Origin of the sequence: Sphingobacterium micropteri (genome assembly GCF_014692515.1) — a bacterium.
Taxonomy (GTDB): Bacteria; Bacteroidota; Bacteroidia; order Sphingobacteriales; family Sphingobacteriaceae; genus Sphingobacterium; species Sphingobacterium micropteri.
In genome coordinates this window covers 325863-344010 of record NZ_JACOIK010000004.1, presented here as the reverse complement: position 1 = coordinate 344010, position 18148 = coordinate 325863, and the positions used below count along the sequence as shown (strand labels likewise).

General features: G+C 41.9%; 16 protein-coding genes. 4 read left to right on the top strand and 12 right to left on the bottom strand.

Annotated features, from left to right (window positions below; genetic code table 11):
• Window positions 1–31 precede the first annotated feature (31 nt).
• The 4 genes from H8B06_RS07505 to H8B06_RS07490 all read left to right on the top strand — a co-directional run bounded on the left by H8B06_RS07505 (window position 32) and on the right by H8B06_RS07490 (window position 4152).
• A complete protein-coding gene (locus H8B06_RS07505) occupies window positions 32–1090 on the top strand; it encodes a histidine kinase (protein WP_190993665.1) in 1059 nt (352 codons plus the stop codon).
• Window positions 1077–1814 (top strand): LytR/AlgR family response regulator transcription factor, encoded by a 738-nt coding sequence (locus H8B06_RS07500; RefSeq protein ID WP_190993664.1) that lies wholly within the window; start codon window positions 1077–1079, stop codon window positions 1812–1814. The genes H8B06_RS07505 and H8B06_RS07500 overlap by 14 nt, the downstream gene beginning before the upstream one ends.
• 104 nt (window positions 1815–1918) lie before the next feature.
• Complete coding sequence (locus H8B06_RS07495; protein ID WP_190993663.1) at window positions 1919–2221, top strand: DUF485 domain-containing protein; 303 nt, start codon at window positions 1919–1921, stop codon at window positions 2219–2221.
• Window positions 2218–4152, top strand: a complete 1935-nt coding sequence (locus H8B06_RS07490) for a solute symporter family protein (protein ID WP_190993662.1) — start codon at window positions 2218–2220, stop codon at window positions 4150–4152. The genes H8B06_RS07495 and H8B06_RS07490 overlap by 4 nt, the downstream gene beginning before the upstream one ends.
• A 91-nt stretch (window positions 4153–4243) precedes the next feature.
• Here the strand turns inward: H8B06_RS07490 and H8B06_RS07485 are convergent, their stop codons facing one another.
• From H8B06_RS07485 to H8B06_RS07430, 12 genes are all read right to left on the bottom strand, one after another.
• Window positions 4244–6274 (bottom strand): M3 family metallopeptidase, encoded by a 2031-nt coding sequence (locus tag H8B06_RS07485; protein ID WP_190993661.1) that lies wholly within the window; start codon window positions 6272–6274, stop codon window positions 4244–4246.
• Window positions 6275–6289: 15 nt separating this feature from the next.
• Window positions 6290–7009, bottom strand: coding sequence for a TetR/AcrR family transcriptional regulator (locus H8B06_RS07480; RefSeq protein WP_190993660.1), 720 nt, complete (start codon window positions 7007–7009; stop codon window positions 6290–6292).
• Between the two features lie 266 nt (window positions 7010–7275).
• Window positions 7276–8475, bottom strand: coding sequence for an enoyl-ACP reductase FabV (gene fabV, locus H8B06_RS07475; RefSeq protein ID WP_190993659.1), 1200 nt, complete (start codon window positions 8473–8475; stop codon window positions 7276–7278).
• Between the two features lie 209 nt (window positions 8476–8684).
• The gene (gene asnA / locus H8B06_RS07470) at window positions 8685–9689 is read right to left on the bottom strand and encodes an aspartate--ammonia ligase (RefSeq protein ID WP_190993658.1); all 1005 of its coding nucleotides are present in this window, start codon (window positions 9687–9689) and stop codon (window positions 8685–8687) included.
• A 173-nt stretch (window positions 9690–9862) separates the two neighbouring features.
• Window positions 9863–10189, bottom strand: coding sequence for a HesB/IscA family protein (locus tag H8B06_RS07465; protein WP_190993709.1), 327 nt, complete (start codon window positions 10187–10189; stop codon window positions 9863–9865).
• A gap of 97 nt (window positions 10190–10286) precedes the next feature.
• Window positions 10287–11456: a cysteine desulfurase family protein gene (locus H8B06_RS07460; RefSeq protein WP_190993657.1), complete on the bottom strand. Its 1170-nt coding sequence runs from the start codon at window positions 11454–11456 to the stop codon at window positions 10287–10289.
• Window positions 11457–11540: 84 nt separating this feature from the next.
• The gene (locus tag H8B06_RS07455; protein WP_190993656.1) at window positions 11541–11687 is read right to left on the bottom strand and encodes a hypothetical protein; all 147 of its coding nucleotides are present in this window, start codon (window positions 11685–11687) and stop codon (window positions 11541–11543) included.
• 79 nt (window positions 11688–11766) lie between these two features.
• Entirely contained in the window at window positions 11767–13104 is a 1338-nt protein-coding gene (gene glpT / locus H8B06_RS07450; protein WP_190993655.1) for a glycerol-3-phosphate transporter, read from the bottom strand.
• A gap of 17 nt (window positions 13105–13121) precedes the next feature.
• Window positions 13122–14012, bottom strand: a complete 891-nt coding sequence (locus H8B06_RS07445) for a glycerophosphodiester phosphodiesterase family protein (protein ID WP_190993654.1) — start codon at window positions 14010–14012, stop codon at window positions 13122–13124.
• A gap of 75 nt (window positions 14013–14087) precedes the next feature.
• A complete protein-coding gene (locus H8B06_RS07440; RefSeq protein ID WP_190993653.1) occupies window positions 14088–14822 on the bottom strand; it encodes an MIP/aquaporin family protein in 735 nt (244 codons plus the stop codon).
• Between the two features lie 87 nt (window positions 14823–14909).
• On the bottom strand, window positions 14910–16409 hold the full coding sequence (gene glpK / locus H8B06_RS07435; protein ID WP_190993652.1) for a glycerol kinase GlpK: 1500 nt from the start codon (window positions 16407–16409) through the stop codon (window positions 14910–14912).
• A 21-nt stretch (window positions 16410–16430) separates the two neighbouring features.
• On the bottom strand, window positions 16431–18035 hold the full coding sequence (locus tag H8B06_RS07430) for a glycerol-3-phosphate dehydrogenase/oxidase (protein WP_190993651.1): 1605 nt from the start codon (window positions 18033–18035) through the stop codon (window positions 16431–16433).
• Between the last annotated feature and the right edge of the window lie 113 nt (window positions 18036–18148).

The following is an 18148-nucleotide window of genomic DNA, read 5'->3' as shown; positions in this document are numbered from 1 at the left end:
AGCGGGAGAAGCACTACCTTATTCAACCGCGATGAAGAAAATTGCTGAACTTAAAGTTCCTACCAACGTCCTTATCCATCTTTTAGGGTGGGTTGCCCATTATTGGCTAACCGCTTCACGTAATCAAACGAGCGAATTCGAAGGCAATATATACTTGGCAGCTGCGAGTTTCTTTTTGCTTTACATTCCACTTTTTTATACCGTGTGGTTTATAGTAGGCTACTGTGCTGTCCGACGTGCATGGAAATTCTGTTTTTTGCTATTGCTTTTATTCTATCCCACATTGGTGAGTATCACGTACCTTATGATTTATAAGATGTTCCCATTGTACGATATTGTGTTCTACAACAGTGAGTATAGACTTACATGGATCGATCTCTTTTCTACCTTAATTGTAGAATATTGTAAATTATTGGTACATGTTTTTCTGTTTAGGTTAATCCTGTGGGGAATCCGGTCCATTGCGATCCTCAAAAAGCAAAAAAATGAAAATAGTGAACTCAAAGAGCAACAATTACGCTTTGTTTTGGATGGACACTTTCAATACAATGTCCTTTCTTCGATTGCGAATCAACTGGCGTTGAAAGGGAATTGGGAATTCGCAAGATCATTGGGTAGATTGGGAAGTGTTCAGCGTTATAGTTACGAGAAAACGCACGCTCGGCTGACAATGATCAGCCTGCGGGAGGAAGTTAATCAAGTGGAAAGCTTAATCGATGTCTTACGTCTCCAATATGGAAATAATGATGTGGTAGAATATGTGAAAAAGGGAACAGTGGATGGACATAAGGTGCCTCCTGTTTTACTCTTGAGTTTCATGGATAATGTCTTAAAATATGCATCCGTGAACGATACTGGACGCTCCATTAAAATAAAAATAGATTGTCAAGACGATGTGTTCACCTTTGTTGCTATCAACAAATTCGAAAACAAGCGTGGATTTAGACGTAGTAGCGGTATTGGATTATCTAGTGTCCAGGAGCGTTTAGATCTTTTAGCACAGCAACGTTATAGCTTGCGTTACGGCGCGCGCTTAGGGTATTTCTTTGTAGAATTAACCATTAAAAAAAGCGAACATGGATCAGCCTAGCGCTAGATTACGTGTGTTTCTTTTGGATGACGATCCCGTCATGTTACGTGTATTATATGCTTATTTACAGACGGATAGCCGTTTGATCGTGGTAGGTACAGAAACGGATAGTATTCGCGCCCTTCATTATATGCGAAATAATCCCGTAGACCTATTGATTTCAGATATCGTTATGGAAGGGTTTGACGGTATTTCTTTAATTAGGACGATCGATCCTCGTCCGGCAGTCATTTTGGTAACTGCATATGGCGAACGCGCTATGGATGCGTTTAGTGCAGAGGCAGATGATTGTATTCCCAAACCGGTTGACTATGCCCGCTTAGCGGAAGCTATAAACCGGGTGATAAAAAAAGCGAATCAATACGAAGTGTCTGGAAGTGATTTTATCTTTGTGAAAGACGTTAAGGAAGGTTTTGATGCAAAGATTATCTTTTCTGAGGTAGGTTTGGTGAAAAGTGACAAAAATTATGTCTGTTTTTACTTATCCGATAAGCGTAAGATAAGAGCTCGTACCACACTCAGAGAATTACTGTCGATATTGCCATGCAATATATTTATCCAAGCGCACCGTAGTTATGTTGTTAATATCCACAAAGTCATGAAATTTTCCCGTGCGATGAAACAGTTTTATCTGCTGGATGATGATACACCTCTTCCTATTGGTGCCGAATACCTAGACGATTTTGTCAACGCGTACTATCCTTCGGAAAAGTCTAGTATTTAAGGTCTGTACTGACTCGGATTTTAATTTTAAAAAATATATAAACTTTTCCTGTTTTTGGTTACATTTGTTTATACTTCAATTTATAAACCGTTCCAAATATTATTATGCACGTTAACAACACGTCTACAGAAAAAGAAAGTCTGACCAAGCGAAAATCCATTCTGGGTATACGCTTATTTTTTATTTATCTGATTTGCTATGCAGGTTTTGTATTGATTGGTGTTTTCCAATACGAATTGTTGGCCTTCCAGGTGCTCGGAGGGCTTAATCTGGCTTTGGCATATGGGATTGGGCTTATTATTTTTGCCGTTATTCTGGGTGTCGTATACAATTATTATTGTACAAAATATGAAGATGAGGCAGAAATCGAACAGTCCGATGAGGCCAAAGAGGGAGGTACTGTATGATTTATGAAATTTCGTACATAGCACTGTTGTTCTTTTTTATTTTTGTTGGGTTGGTTGTAGGACTTTCTTTTTATTTTGGAAGGAAGACCCGTTCGTCCGCTTCTTATTATGCAGCTGGCGGGCAGATCCATTGGGGAGTCAACGGAATTGCTTTTGCCGGAGATTATTTATCGGCGGCCTCTTTTCTAGGGATATGTGGGATGATTGCCATATCGGGTTTTGATGGCTTTTTGTATGCTATCGGTTTTCTGGGGGGCTGGGTTGTCGCTTTATTTCTTATTGCCGAACCATTCAAACGCTTGGGGAAATACACCTTTACCGATGCGCTAAATGCCAAGTTCAATTCGCGGGCAATAACGTTGTCCGCATCCATCGGAACCTTGATTGTATCTATATTTTATCTTATACCTCAAATGGTAGGAGCGGGCGATTTGGTGATGCCTCTTCTTGGTATGCCACATTGGGCAGGCGTGCTGTTGGTCGGTGCTATTGTGATTGTTATCGTAGCTAGTGCCGGGATGGCTTCCACGACCTATGTGCAGTTTTTAAAAGGAGGGTTATTAATTGTGCTATCATTGGTGCTAACATTCTTTATCCTCAAAAACGGATTGACCTTAACACCGGATTTCAAAGGCAGTAGTAGCCATTATACCTTCATGGAACTTACCCCGCAAGTGGAAAATGAAAAAGTGACGACCGTATCCGGTTGGGATGTCGTTACCCAGCAGGCCGTAGGTGATAAAACATTTGTCAAGCTTTCGCAAGATGGAATCGAACGGTGGTTTGATTGGACCCAAGATCAGAATGGGCATCGGTTGAAAGAGGCACTGACGGTTACACAGCAGGGGAATGGACAAATATTATACAACGGAGAACCAAAAGAAAACCGTCGTTTTTATCAAGTGGGGCACATGAGCAAAATTGTGGTCAATGGGCAGGAAGTGCAAAAAACGGGATCAGTCAGTCCATTTGAGTTCTTATCTGCATTGCAAGAAAGTGAGATTGTTCGGTTTCTACAAGTCAAATTTTCGGATGGAGAGGATCAAGTATCCCTTTATTATCAAGAGCCTACAGCTGGTGCAACCTTTATGCTTCCAGGACTTAAATATAAAATTGGTCGTGATGCGAACCTGTGGAGTAAACTGGATTTCATATCCTTGATGTTAGCGTTGTTTTTGGGCACAGCCGCTTTACCACATATTCTGATACGTTATTATACCGTTAAAACACCTCGTGATGCCCGGAAGTCGACTATCTTGGCGATAGCTGCTATCGGAGGTTTTTATATCTTGACACTGTTTATGGGACTTGGTTCGGCGGTGAATGGTGTTTTGGACGTGGAATCCAGTAATATGGCGGCACCGCTATTGGCACGTGCATTTGGTGCCGTGCTGTTTTCCATTATCTCGGCGGTGGCCTTTGCTACTGTATTAGGTACGGTAGCCGGATTGATTGTAGCCTCCTCCGGCGCGATCGCACACGATTTTATTGATGTCTATCTAAAGAAAAACCTAAGCGACCACCCGAAAGTTCAAGTTGGAAAAATTGCGGCATTTGCCGTTGGGATTTTTGCTATTCTGTTGGGGATGGCATTCAAAGGAATAAACGTTTCTTTTTTGGTGGGATGGGCATTTGCCATCGCAGCATCAGCCAATTTACCGGCGATTTTGTTTTTACTTTTTTGGAAGAAAACCTCCGAAACAGGAATTGCCGCGTCTATTATTGTCGGTATTGTCTCCTCTTTATTGATCATTCTTACTTCGCCCACCATGTGGGATAAATATGGGTTAGATGCTGCGGGCGCATGGCATCAATTGGAAAATCCGGCGCTGATTTCTTTTCCGCTGGCAGTACTGACTGTATATTTGGTGTCGTTATGGTATCCGAAGCGGAATGGAGGAAAGGCGATCGAAAACAATGTCGCTAAGTAAGGCGTGATATGGGAAATAAAAAAAGCTCGATTCTATTTTAATGGGAATCGAGCTTTTTTTTATATAAAATTTTAGGTCAGATTTGTGCCGATTATTTAATTAACCCCGCCCGCTTCAATAAAGCGTCTACGCTAGGTTCTTTTCCGCGGAACCGCTTATAAAGCGTCATGGGATGTTCGATCCCTCCTTTAGAAAGGATGTTCTCTTTGAATTTGTTGGCTACCGTCTCGTTAAAAATCCCTTTTTCCTGAAAATAAGCAAACGCATCAGCATCTAATACCTCTGCCCATTTATAGCTGTAATAACCTGAAGAATATCCACCATTAAAAATATGTGAAAACGAAGGACTCATGGCATTTTCTGTAACATCGGGAAGCAGTTGTGTAGAAGCAAAACAGCTACTTTCAAATGCCTTGATATTGTCGACAGGTGTCGGGTCTTGCGCATGCCAGCCCATATCTAATAATCCGAATCCAAGTTGACGTAAAGTGGCCATGCCTTCCATAAACGAGGCCGAAGCCTTAATCTTATCAATGAGCTCCATGGGGATCGTTTCACCTGTTTGATAATGTTTAGCAAAAAGTTCGAGCGCTTCTTTTTCGTAACACCAGTTTTCCATGATTTGGCTCGGTAGCTCCACAAAATCCCAAAAAACCGATGTTCCGGATAAAGTAGGGTAGGTGGTATCGGCTAGCATCCCATGTAGGGCGTGGCCAAATTCGTGGAAGAGCGTCGTAACCTCGTTGAACGTCAGTAAAGAAGGTTTCGTAGCCGTGGGACGCGTGAAATTGCATACAATAGATATATGCGGTCGCTCATGCTGACCATCCTTACGATATTGTGGTTTAAAAGATGTCATCCAAGCACCGTTACGTTTACCTTTTCTCGGAAAGAAATCTGCATAAAATATAGCCACTAAATGTTGGTTATGATCGGTGACTTCAAATGTGCGAACCTCTTCATGATATTTATCGATATGCTGCACTTCATGAAAGTGCAGGTTATAAAGTTTCTGGGCGATGGTAAAAACACCATCCATTACTTTTTCAAGCTGGAAATAAGGTTTTAATAACTCATCATCTAAACTAAATTTTTCCTGTTTCAACTTCTCGCTATAATAGGCTGTATCCCATTTCTCAAGTTGTGCTATGCTATGCATATTGTTTGCAAAAGCACGGAGTTCCTGAAGCTCTTGTTCGGCAGCTGGTTTTGCTTTATGTAGCAAATCATTTAAGAAAGCTTCTACATTTTCGGGTTGCTGTGCCATGCGCTCTTCCAATACAAAATGGGCGTGTGTATCATACCCCAGCAATTGGGCACGTTGGAAACGTAAGCGCACTATTTTAAGGATATTCTCCGTGTTGTTGTATTCGTTATCTTGAAACGCTTTACGTCCGGCAGCAATGGCAATTTCACGTCGAAGCGTCCGGTTGTCTGCGTAGGTTATAAAGGGGATGTAACTTGGATAATCCAGTGTAAATATCCAGCCCGTTTTTTCTTGTATTTCAGCTAATCCTCGTGCAGCTTCTATTGCGCCTTCCGGTAAACCGACCAAATCCTGTTCATTGGTTATGTGTAATTGATACGCGTTAGTTTCCGCCAATACATTTTCTCCAAATTTTAGCTTTAATACAGAGAGTTCTGCATCGATCTGACGTAATATTTCCTTTTTCTCCTCCGCTAACAAAGCGCCGTTTCTAACGAAATCACGATAAGATTTTTGTAACAAAGTATGTTGCTCGGCATTTAACGAAAGCTGATCTTTTTGATCATATACTGCTTTTACTCGCTCGAATAGTTGCGGATTCAATGTGATGTCGTTAGCGAGTTTGGATAGCTTCGGAGCGACTTCCTGGGCTATCTTGTCAAGTTCATCGTTTGTTTCTGCGGAGTGCAGGTTGAAAAATATGTTGGATATGCGATCCAATTCCATACCGGAATAGGCCATTGCCGCGATGGTGTTTTCGAAAGTCGGCTTATCGGAATTGTGGATAATAGCATCGATTTCGGCCTTTGTCTTTTCGATGGCGATGTCAAATGCCGGAATATAATCTTCGTTTTTTATTTGTGAAAATGGCGCAGTATCATGCGCCGTATTGAAGTTTTGATTTAATATAGACATACGCAAAAATACGCGTTATTTTTTTCCTTTGGGTGTTTTTTTCTTTTCGGCATCTTCAAAATCCCGAAAAATCAATCTTTCCATAGTCTTTTCGATGCGTTCCCGGCCTTCGTCTTCGTTAATATCAATGCCACCGACTGTACTGCCATTATTTTTGGCATGTAATGTCAAATAGTAAATTCCACCAAGAATAATAGCCAGTGTAGCTTGAATATCTACATCGGTATTTTTAAACTGGGTGGAAATAAGGTCAAGGGCATTCTTACCAACTTCTTCGCGTTCGTCTGCAATTTTTCGCAATAGCTTATTTTTTACACCCATTTCCCAGTGGATAATACGCTGCATGGATTTGTCTTTCAGGAAGGAATCAAACTGTAACTGGAATAAATCATTAGCGTCTTTTGCACGAAGCGATTTTGAACTTTCGACAAGCTCGGTAATCTGTGTTTTAAGCTTTCCTGCCCAAAAATCCTTTTCTAGGATATATTCCTCTATCAGCCCATCTAAATTTCCAAAATAAAGATAGATAAGCTTAGGGTTCAGACCAGACTCTTTCGCTATATTGGTAATGGTAAGCCCTGCATACGTATACTTTTGCAATACCTTGCCTACGGTCGCTATTAATCTACGCTTGGTTCGTTCTTTATCGCGTATGGGGCCAGCTACAATTTTACGTGTTTTTTTTGCCGGAATAATTTCTGATTCTTCAATCACTTTATTTTTCTTTTTCGCCATGGGTTGGTAGGTTTTTTTTAATCGATTGTTATACTCTATTTTTGTAAAGTTGGCTATTTATATTGGAAATATCAAATAGATAAAATTCTTTTTTACGTATTTTTTTAATTGTATATTAAGGTGTTATTGCAATTATTTAGATAAAATTTGATGTATTAATTCTCAATTTATTTCTTCTATTGGCAAGGGGCAGCGCATAAAAAATAAGAAAGGCAGTAAGAATGATGATCCTACTGCCCTTATCTATTTATTTAATAAATTTTTAGCTAGTCTTTAATACTGGGTATGTTGACGACTTCCTGGGTATCCTTATCGTAATCTACCGCGTCGAAATTAAAACCAAACAAGTTAAAGAAATCGTTACGGTAACCGGCGATGTCAGATATCTGCTCTAAATTTTCGGTCGTAATCTGTTCCCACAGTTTAGCCACTTCTGCTTGCACGTCTTCCCGCATTTCCAAATCATCTACCCGAATACGTCCTTTTTCATCTAATGGAATTTCGCGGTTCGCATAGAGACGGTCAGCAAATAGCCGTTGCATTTGTTCGATGGTGCCCTCATGGATGCCTTTTTCTTTCATGACTTTATAGAGCAAGGAGATGTAGAGTGGAACAACGGGAATAGCCGAACTTGACTGCGTTACTAAAGCTTTATTTACCGAAACATAACTAATACCACCTATATCCTGTAGTAGATCGTTGAGAACCGGTACAGTACCTTCTAAATCATCCTTTGCTCTACCGATTGTGCCATTTCTATAGATCGGATAGGTAAGTTCTGGGCCGATATAAGAATAGGCTACTGTTTTCACGCCATCTGCTAATACACCTGCTTCTTTCAGCTGCGCTATCCAAAACTTCCAGTCTTCACCGCCCATTACAGCGACAGTGTTATGGATATCTTCTTCACTTTCTACAGGTTGGATGGAAATATCTGAAACAACACCGGAATGGAAATCTACCGTTTTATCCGTAAAAGTTTGTCCGATAGGTTTCAAAACGGATGCGTGGGCTACTCCCGTTTTTGGATGAGTACGACGTGGGGAAGCTAATGAATATACCACCAAATCCACCTGTCCAAGGTCTTCCTTTATAAGATCAATGGTTTGTTTTTTGATTTCATCTGAAAAGGCATCTCCATTGATACTTTTTGCATAAAGTTCAGCAGCAGAAGCTTCCTTTTCAAAGGCGGCAGTATTATACCAACCGGCCGTACCTGGTTTACCAGGAGCAGCGGGTTTTTCAAAAAACACACCAATGGTAGCGGCATCTGAACCAAAGGCCGCGGTAATCCGTGAAGCCAAACCAAAACCGGTGGAAGCACCAATTACTAGGACTTTTTTAGGGCCATTCTCGATTTTACCTTTAGATTTTACATAATCTATTTGCTGTTTAACATGTTGAGCTGTTCCTTCCGGGTGGGAAGTCAAGCAAATAAAACCTCTTACACGTGGTTGTATAATCATATCGTTTTTTTATCTTTCCAAATAATGATGCAAACCTAAATAAATTCATTTTTATATGCAATTTAATTGCTTATAATATAAAATGAACTTATTTCGCTCTCCTCTGCCATCAGGGCTATTTTAGAGAGGAAATATAACAATAATTAGCTATTGCTTCCTACCAACACCGATGCAGGAATAACGGATCCAAAAAGGACTATCGAAGACAGTTATAACAAATTAATGTTTTGCGATGCCAATATATCTCGTTGCTCATTATCCCATATACTTACTTGTACTTCTCCGATGTGGGCTTTTTTGAGCATAAACATACAAACACGCGACTGGCCGATACCACCGCCGATAGATGGCGGCAACTGATCGTTGAGTAACATATTATGAAAGGAAAGCTGTGTTCTTTCCATGCTTTGTCTTAGCTCCAACTGATGTAGCAGCGCTTTTTTATCGACGCGGATCCCCATAGAAGAAAGTTCAAAAGCAGTGTGTAGAATAGGATTCCACACGAGAATATCTCCGTTCAACCCTTTGTATCCATTTTCGTTATCGGTGCTCCAGTCATCATAATCGGCTGCACGACCATCGTGTGGAAAGCCGTTACTTAGTTCTCCGCCGATGCCATAGATAAAAACAGCGCCATATTCTTTAGCTATTGCGTTTTCGCGTTCCTTTGGTGTAAGATCGGGGTATTTTGCCAGTAGCTCTTCTGAAGCGATGAAGTGTATATCTTTTGGTAAAACGGCCTGTTTAGCCGGATATCGTTGTTCTACTTCGCGCTCAGTCTCATAAAGAGCCTGATAAATCTTTAATACGGTGTCTTCTAGATAAGTGAAGGTTCGGTTTTCACTATTTATATGTTTCTCCCAGTCCCATTGGTCAACATAGATCGAATGAATAGGACTGTAGTCTTCGTCAGGACGTAAAGCCCTCATATCGGTTAAGATACCCTCTCCCGATTCAATTTCTAGTTCTTTCAAACGTAGTCTTTTCCATTTTGCGAGCGAATGGACGACTACAGCACGTTGCTCATTTAATGATTTGATCGGAAATCCAACCGGACGTTCGATGCCATTTAGGTCATCATTAATGCCTGTTCCATCCAGTACAACAAGTGGTGAAGAAACAGGAATAAGGTTCAATGCCTGAATTAATTTCTGTGAAAAAGTATGCTTAACAAACGTAATCGCTTGTTCTGTCTTTAGTAAGTTACGTCCCATAAAAATGCTAGCCCTCAAAATACCATAATCCAGATTTTGAAGATTGATATTTTTTTAAATTTTATCAGCAAAAATAAAGGTTTTAATAACAAAACAAAGGATGTTTTGAAAATTTTACTAAAAAATAGCTTAGGATTTTGTCACCCGTTTATACACAGGCGTTTATTATTCTTTTATACAGAGAAGCTTTCACCACAGGCGCAGGTACGTGACGCATTCGGGTTATGAAATTCAAACCCTTTTCCGTTAAGTCCATCGGAGTAATCTAACTCTGTTCCTGCTAGATAAAGATACGATTTGATATCCAGACAAATTCTTACGCCTTTATCTTCGCAAAACTGGTCTCCTTTTTTTTCTTCATTGTCAAACGATAACTTGTAAGAAAGACCGGAACATCCACCACTTTCTACGGCAACCCGCACAAAGTAATTGTCGTCATAATTTTCTTTTTGCATGATCTGTTTGATGCGTTGCTTTGCTTTATCTGTGATCGTTACCAATTCGTTCATCGTTTTTCTTTCTTGCTTTTACAAAAATCGTTATTCTTTTGTAGACTTCCAATTTTTCGTGGTTTGCTGAATGTCAAAAAATACACTCTTAGAGCAATCCCTTGTTAAAAAGCTGCCAGATGGGCGAGGAGGAGCGTAACTTTTGGACGACATCAACCAGGCTGTCCGTGGTTTGTTGGATATCTGCTGCCGTAGTATATTTACTTAAGCTGATACGGATACTGCTGAATGCATCTTCGTCGCTAACAGCCATCGCTTTTAATACATGCGAAGGGTCTAGAAAACCCGAAGTACAGGCAGAACCAGAGGAGAGTGCAATATCGGGAAGGCTGGTCATGATTTCCGCAGCTTTGATGTGCCGGAAAGCAATGAAACTAGTGTTATCTAATCGTAGAGCCTGCTCACCATGGATGATGACTTCGGGTATCAGCCGCTTGATTTGCCTTTCAAGGTCGTCACGGTAATGCCGGGTTTCTGGATGTGTGCCGGCAATCTCCAACGCTTTTCCACAGCCTATAATACTCGGTACATTTAAGGTTCCACCGCGAAAACCGTTTTCCTGTTGCCCGCCGGATATTAACGGAGGTATCTGTATGGGTTTACGTTTACGACGCACATATAGTGCACCTACACCTTTGGGACCGTGGAATTTATGTGCGCTAAAGGTTAAAATGTCAATAGGGATCTGCTGTAAATTGATATCTTGTTTACCGACCAATTGTGTAGCATCGCAGAAAAACAGCACATCTTCTTCTTGACAGATTTGCGCTATCGCCGAGATGGGGTGAACCACGCCTGTTTCATTGTTAGCTGCCATGATACATACCAAGATGGTATCAGGCCGAATACTGTCTTGGAGAAGCTGTAAATCTATTGCGCCGTTATGGTCAACAGGCAAATACGTTATTTCTATACCAGCTCGTTCCAATTGAGCACAAGTTGCCAAGACCGCCTTGTGTTCCGTTTGGCAAGTAATTATATGTTTTCCCTTTCGGGCATACGCGTAGGCAATTCCTCGAAGTACCGTGTTAATACCTTCCGTTGCACCGGAATTAAAGAAAATTTCGCTTTCCTTCACCTGAAACTTCTGTGCCACCTGTTGTCGTGCCAACGCGACGGCTTGATTCGCTTCACGCCCAATCCGGTGCTGTACACTGGACGCGTTTCCGTATGACTCCTGTAGAAAAGGAAGCATAGCGTCCAAAACCTCGGGGGTTATCTTTGTAGTAGCATTATTGTCCAAGTATATCCATGACATAATTTAAAGATAGCGTAAAAAAGATAAAAACGAGGCTTTGTAAAAGCTATTTTTGTTTAGGATACCAGAATTCGGAACCGACAATTAATCGAGGGAGCGTGTAAGGACATAATAGCGGTAAGCAAGTATAGCTTGTTCCCATTTAGTCAATTTACCAGGATCCTTGCCCGACAATTTCGGCAATATAGTTCTGTTTAGTTTGTTCAAAAGACGGAATATGCTTTTTGTCATGGCATTTTCTTTATGGAGTACTACATATAGTATAAACACACCACCCGACAAAACGTTTTATCGGACGGTTTTAAACGTCTTACCGTTGTAAAAGAACTTTCTCCCTGTTCCAGGTAAAGGCCGTGAACAAAATAGCCAATCCACAGGATAATAATACAATTTCAAAACTCGCATTCCATCCGCTGTGATCCACGACAGCACCTAGAGCTGCATTCGCCAATAGGTCGCCGATAAAATAACCAAACAATCCGGTTAAACCTGCTGCGGTACCTGCTGCTTTTTTAGGAACAAGGTCCAATGCCTGAACACCGATAAGCATAACCGGCCCGTAGATTAAAAAGCCAATAGCCCATAAAGAACCGTTTACCAGCCAAGCTGTTTCTCCGGGCGTGATCCAATAAAGAAATACGGCCAGGAATGTCGCGGCCATATAGATGATCGTGACAGGTGCGCGACGTCCCTTAAAGAGCTTGTCGCTCATTAATCCACATAGGATGGTACCCGGTATAGCTGCAAGCTCATAGATAGAAGCCGACCAAGTTGCTTCGGACGCGGTAAAGTGCTTGGCTTCCTGCAGATAAGTAGGTGCCCAGTTGATAATGCCGTTGCGGACCAGATAAACAAAAGCATTGGCAACAGCAATAAACCATAGCATTTTATTGTTAAAGATATACTTGAAAAAGATATCTTTCGCGCGAAATTCTTTTTCCTGCGATTTGTCATACGTTTTCGGGTAATCGTTGTTGTATTCCTCAATAGGGGGAAGGCCACAAGATTGCGGTGTGTCGCGTACCAGTAAAATCGATATAAAAGCGACCAATATAGCCGCTAAGCCTGGAAAATATAAGCGGGCCTGCCAATCTACAAATAATTCAACCCCCAATATAGCTAACGGACCGACTAGAAAACCGCCAACGTTATGCGCAAGATTCCAGATAGACATTGTTGTGGCTCTTTCCTTGATAGAGTACCAGTGTACCACCACGCGGCCACAGGCTGGCCAACCCATACCTTGTACCCAGCCGTTTATAAATAGAAGTGCGAATATAATGCCTATAGATGATGTGGCAAAAGGGGAGAAGCCCATGAATATCATGGTTAATGCAGAGAGGGTTAGACCCGTGGCCAGAAAATACCGGGCATTACTTCGGTCCGAAACATTGCCCATCAGAAATTTGCTCAAGCCATAGGCGATTGATATGGCAGACATGGCAAAACCCAATTCGGCCTTACTATAGCCCAGCGAATCCTGTAAATCTTTGACGGCAAAGGAAAAATTCTTGCGAACAAAATAATAAGCAGCATATCCTATAAATATGCCTATGAATACCTGTAGACGTAATTTTTTATATTCTGGGTCTATTTTATCGGCCGGTAGCTGAGGCTTGTGTGCCGCTGGCTTGAAAATATTAAACATAGATTTTTCGGTGCTTGTTAAAATAAATTAGGGTAATCACTGATGATGCCATCCACTTGGAAAGTTCCCAATTTTTCTATTTCTTTTTGATCATTCACTGTCCAGGGGACGATCTTGATGCCAGCTTTATGAGCCTCTTTGACAAATTTAGGTGTAACCAACGAATAATGCGGGCTAATAATGAAAGGACGGTAGCCTAGCTCGGCTACCAGTTCCGAGATCGACTTCTTGTTTTCTCCTCCAATCAGAAACGATGTTTTTATCTGGGGATAGACCCGATTAATATATTGGATGGTGCGTTTATCAAAGGATTGTATAACGGTTCTCGATGCGATTCCTTTATCGATGATGACCTGCAATAAGAGATCCGAAAATTCCCGTGGATCCGGATGGTAATCGCCATCTTTTCCTGCTTTGCTCTTCGTCTCGATGTTATAGAACATGGGGGTATTCCTTTTTCCCTGCGCGTAGTTTTCCACTTCGTCGATAAGATCGGACAATAAGGCGATGGTCGTGGGCACTTTCTTTTGCTGAGGAAAGTCCTCATAGAATTTACTTCCAATATCAAATTGTGCTAATTCGGCATAGTTGTAATGATAAATTATTCCCTTATAGTCTTTCCCAGCAAGTGGTTTCCCGTTGGTATATTGGACAAACTTTGGATTCAAATAATGGTCATGATAGACCACAACGCGATTATCTTTCGTGATGTGGCAATCCATTTCCAGGGTTGTGACTTTTGGTAGGTCAATTGCCGTTTTCATAGCGCCAATGGAATTTTCCGGATAAAGTCCACGTGCCCCGCGGTGCCCTTCGTAAGAGAATGTGGGAAACGTATCGTTATACTGCGCTGGTTTATTCCAGGAAGATAAAGAACCACAAGCGCTGGATAATATTAGTGTACTCATAGCAAGAATGGTCTTGAAATAGGGCTTTTTTATTGTCATACTGAAGAATATTTAGATTGATATGGATATGTTGCCCTAATAAATAGTAAGATACAGCGTAGCGGCTATAAGCGCACCGATGATAGGTCCGATGACGGGTACCCAGGCGTAAGCGGCATCAAAAGACGCTTTGTTCCGGATAGGCAATATAGCGTGCATGATACGCGGCCCTAAATCGCGGGCCGGATTGATCGCATAGCCCGTTGTACCACCCAGGGAGAGGCCAATTACCCATACCAGAAAGGCAACCGGAATAGCGCCTATAGAGCCTAAACCGATAGGTGTACTGTCGTCCGCTCCACCCAAGGAGGCATCAGTGAAATGCAAAATGGTGAATATAAGAACAAATGTGCCCACTATTTCACTGATTAGATTAATAGGGAGGTTTCGGATAGCCGGTGCCGTACAGAACACCGCCTGTTTTGCTCCGGCATCTTGTGTTTGAGCGAAATGATCTTTATATACGACCCATACCGTAAAAGCACCGACCATGGCACCGATTATCTGTGCGGCCATATAAGATAAAGAAGTAGCCAGATCAAGTTTTCCTAGGGCGAGGTTTGCGATGGTAACCGCCCAGTTCAAATGTGCGCCGCTATACGGGCCAGCAATAGTCACGCCGACAAATACCGCCATGGCCCAGGCAGTCGTAATGACCATCCATCCACTGTTATTGCCTTTGGTGTCTTTCAACACGACATTTGCTACAACGCCTCCACCTAATAAAATCATGGACGCTGTACCGATCAACTCTGCTAAAAAAGGTGTCATAATAATGATGTTTATATTTTAAAAAAGTGAGAAAGTTAAGAAGTGAGAAAGGCTCTAACTATATAACCTACTCTAACCTTATAACTATTACCTTTTATAATCTGCCCAGAATTTTACGGTGTCTGTCGCTCTTTTCCACGCTTGAAGTAGCGGTTTATATTTCTTTTTCTTGTTAGCAACAAACGTTCTTTCCTCTTGCCACAAAGATTGCAATTGGTCAATGTCTTCCCAGAAGCCGACCGCCAAGCCCGCTAAAAATGCAGCTCCCATAGCCGTTGTTTCGGTGACGGCTGGGCGAATAACATTGGTTTTTAAAATATCAGCTTGGAATTGCATAAGAAAACTATTCTGTGTGGCACCTCCATCCACCCGTAGTTCCCGGATTTTAGATTGGGAATCTAATTCCATCGCTTTGAGTATATCGTAGGTTTGGTAAGCAATACTTTCTAATGCGGCTCGTGCAATATGTGCATTATTTGAGCCGCGGGATAGTCCGAGAAGTGTTCCTCTCGCGTCGGGATTCCAATGCGGTGCACCTAAACCCGAAAAAGCCGGGACGAGGTACACGCCGTCTGTACTCTCTACACTCATGGCCAATTGCTCAATATCACTTGCCTTTTTGATAATGCCCAACTCATCGCGTAACCATTGGACAACTGCTCCGCCGATGAAGATACTTCCCTCTAACGCATAATTAACTTCTTTGCCAATTTTCCATGCGATGGTCGTTACCAATTTGTGCGTGGAGATTACAGGCTTTTTGCCAATATTCATCAATAAAAAACAACCTGTTCCATACGTGTTTTTTACCATACCTTTTTGGGTGCACAGTTGGCCAAACAAGGCAGCCTGTTGATCGCCGGCAATCCCCGCAATAGGGATTGGTCGAGCCCCTAATGTCGTGCTGGTTTCTCCATAGACTTCCGAGCTATCACATACGGTAGGCAACATGGGTGCCGGAATATCAAAGATATCTAGGAGTTCTTCGTCCCAAGCTAACGTATGTATGTTGAAGAGCAGTGTACGCGATGCATTGGTGACGTCTGTAATATGTTTGTTGCCGTCGGTCAGGTTATAGACGAGCCAGGAATCTATTGTACCAAACGCCAATTCCCCCTTTTCGGCCAATTTGCGAGCACCTTTGACGTGGGTAAGGATCCAATTGATTTTGGACGCAGAAAAATAAGCATCGATTAAGAGACCAGTCTTCTCTTGTATCGTTTTTGCCAAACCTTTTTCCACGATCGACTGGCAATAGGCTGCGGTACGCCTGTCTTGCCAAACAATAGCATTATGGATAGGTTCGCCGGTTTTTCGATTCCAAACAACCGTTGTCTCGCGCTGGTTTGTAATACCTATGGCTTTGATGGCGTCTAGTTTTATGTTGGCTTTTGCAATAACCTCCGTTACGACACTAAGCTGTGAGGACCATATTTCCTGCGCATCATGTTCGACCCAGCCCGACTGGGGAAATAATTGTGTAAATTCCTTTTGGGCGATGTTTTCAATTTCACCTTTCTTATTGAAAAGGATAGCTCTGGAACTTGTCGTACCTTGATCTAGCGCTAAAATAAATTCTTTTTTCATTCGAATAACATGTTTAAGGCTTTATCCCCGTGTGGGGCTACTATGGTTGCTTATTTCGGAAGACAATGTATAATTTTTTACTAAGAGTTCATAATCTACCAACTCACTATGTAACCATTCATTGTCTTTATCTAATTGTTCTGCCATGATTTTAGCGACCAGTGGAGCAGCTTCTAAGGAAGCCTGTGCGTCCAATAGTAATAATCGGATCCGTCGGGCAAGAAAATCTTCCACTTTTACAATCATCTCATTTTTGCAAGCCCAGATTACTTCGGCAACGGTGAAATCGTAGTCTTTATGGAGCTTTTCGGCAAAGGCAGGGTTGTTGTCCATTAATTTTTGAATAGCCACCATGTCGGAACCATACACTTGCCAATGTCCGGCATGTTTATCTTCCGTGTATCCATGCAGCGGTAGTTGATTAGTCTTGCAAGGACTTTGGGGTAGTTTCCCTGTTTTAATAGCCAAATTCACCGTTTCTTCTCCCATTTTTCGATAAGTAGTCCATTTACCTCCCGTGATGGTAATAAGTCCCGAATCACTTTTGATGAGTTTATGATCTCTCGAAATTTCTTTTGTACTGTTGCCGTCGCCGTTGGTAGGAGCCGCAAGAGGTCTTAAACCGGCAAATACACTACGTATGTCTGCGCGAGTAGGGGCATCTTCCAGGTATTCGTTGGCGGTAGAAAGGATAAATTCGATTTCTTCTTCCAGCGGTCGAGGTTCAATTTGATGCTCGTTTAATGGGGTGTCTGTGGTTCCCAGTAAGACTTTTCCATGCCAAGGAACGCCAAAAAGAACACGCCCGTCACTTGTCTCCGGTATCATAAGCGCATCTTCATTTCCCAGAAACTTCTGATCAATGACAATATGGGCACCTTGGCTCGGGCGTACCAGGTTTTTATGCGTGGGCGTATCCAATTTAAGAATATCGTCTACAAAAATTCCGGTAGCATTAATAACTACCTTTGCATGTACGTCATATGTTGTCCCGCTTACGCGATCTACGAAAGAAAGCCCGTTTACCTTTCCGTTCGCATCTTTCCGTATGGCAGTTGCCTCTGCGTAGTTAAGTGTAACCGCATCGTATTCGGTAGCTGTTTGGGCGAGGTTTATAGCTAGACGAGCATCATCAAATTGTCCGTCGAAATACTGTATGCCCCCGCGTAACCCTTTCGTTTTTACCTTAGGAAGTTTCTCCACTACTTCCTTTTTACTTAACAACGAGGATTTGCCGATGCGTAGACCACCTGCCATCCAATCATATAGTTTAAGGCCGACAAGAAACTTAAGTTTGCTGAACAAACTATACGACGGGATGACGAAACTCTGTACAAAAGAAACATGAGGTGCGTTTTGGAAAATCAAACCACGTTCTTTCAATGCCGAATATACCAGTTTGATGTCGCCATTCGCTAAATACCGTACGCCTCCATGTACTAATTTCGTGCTTTTGCTTGACGTGCCTTTGGCGAAATCGTACTTTTCTATCAAAAGTGTTTTATAACCTCGAGCGGCGGCATCGACTGCAATGCCTAGTCCAGTTGCCCCGCCACCGATGATGGCGATATCCCATGTACTGCTGTTTTCTATTGTATGTATCGCTTCGGTTCGTGTGAATATCATTTTGATTTGTTTCGTTGGTATTTTTATTTAACGGTAAAAATAATAAAAAACGTAAACAAACGAAACTTTTTGAAGTTTTTATACTATTTTGATTTACTATTCGGATGGAATGC